The organism is Planktosalinus sp. (assembly GCF_059864935.1).
Map to the genome: position 1 here is coordinate 1 of NZ_JCBCCK010000126.1, position 1,184 is coordinate 1,184.

Here is a 1,184-nt window from a genome sequence, read left to right on the forward strand (position 1 = left end):
TGAACAAAAACATGGATATCAAAGCTTCTGAGGATGCTGATTCCAAGTACACGTTGATTGTAGAGACTGTTTGGATTTATCCGGGTTGGTTTGCCGCAGTGATGAAACAACCCTCTAAAGTGACTACCCGTTTGAAGTTTGTGGAAACTGCAAACCCCTCAAATGTTTTGTTGGTAATCAACAGCCGGAATGCACCCGGGGACAATTACATTGGAGTGGCCAACAACAATGACCGCATTGCAGAAGGTTATGCAAAAACAGGAAAATCTGTTGCGAAATTGATTGGAAAAAAAGTGAAATAATTTTTATTTATCAGGACTGTCTTTTAAACTCAGTCAGCATTAAAAATACAACGGGGGCTTCGCCCCCGTTTTTGTTTCTTAATCTTTTCAACTTCTATTTAATACATAAAGTTGTTGATTTCCATTCAAAAAATACAGCATTCAAAAAATAACCCTAATTTAGGGGGCAGTATGAACAGACGCACAAAAATCATCCTTACCCTCCTGCTTGTGGCCCAAATGATAGGCCTGCGGGTGTTGTCTTATTTCCCGGAGTTTGTTGAAAAATACTACAGTCTGGGTGTTTTTCCGTTTGTGTCAAAAATCTTTCGTCATCTCTTTGGGTGGATTCCGTTTTCTGTGGGTGATGTGTTTTACAGTGCGCTGGTCATCCTTGCCGTGCGTTGGCTTTACCTTAATATTAGAAGGATTAAAACAAAACCCGTTGGTTTTTTTCTGGACATTACCGCTACCCTTTCCATTGTTTATTTTCTGTTTAATATGCTTTGGGGCTTTAATTATTATCGGGTACCGTTGCATCAAACCCTGGGCGTAGAGCGCGAATACACCACCGAAGAGCTTATCACCCTCACCGAAAACTTGATTGAAAAAGCCAACCAACTGCACAATACGCTTGGCGCGGAAGACTCCGTTAAAGTTATTAATCCCTTTTCACAACGTGAAACTTTTAAACTGTCTACCAACGGCTATGACAACCTCAGCGAAAAGTTTCCCACATTTTCATACCATCCCAAAAGCATTAAAGCTTCCTCCTGGAGCCTTGGGCTCACTTATATGGGCTACAGCGGTTACTACAACCCTTTTACTGCCGAGGCTCAGGTGAATGATATGATTATTGGTCACCGTTTTGCCGTTGTAACCAGTCACGAAGAAGCCCACCAA

1 protein-coding gene and 1 pseudogene are annotated in these 1,184 nt (G+C 41.6%); both read left to right on the plus strand.

The window, feature by feature from the left end:
• Nucleotides 1-302 (plus strand): annotated as a pseudogene (locus AC6F75_RS05430) (hypothetical protein); the annotation flags it as partial.
• A 171-nt stretch (nt 303-473) separates the two neighbouring features.
• On the plus strand, nt 474-1,184 hold a 711-nt coding region (locus tag AC6F75_RS05435), incomplete at its 3' end, for a DUF3810 family protein (protein WP_500713935.1).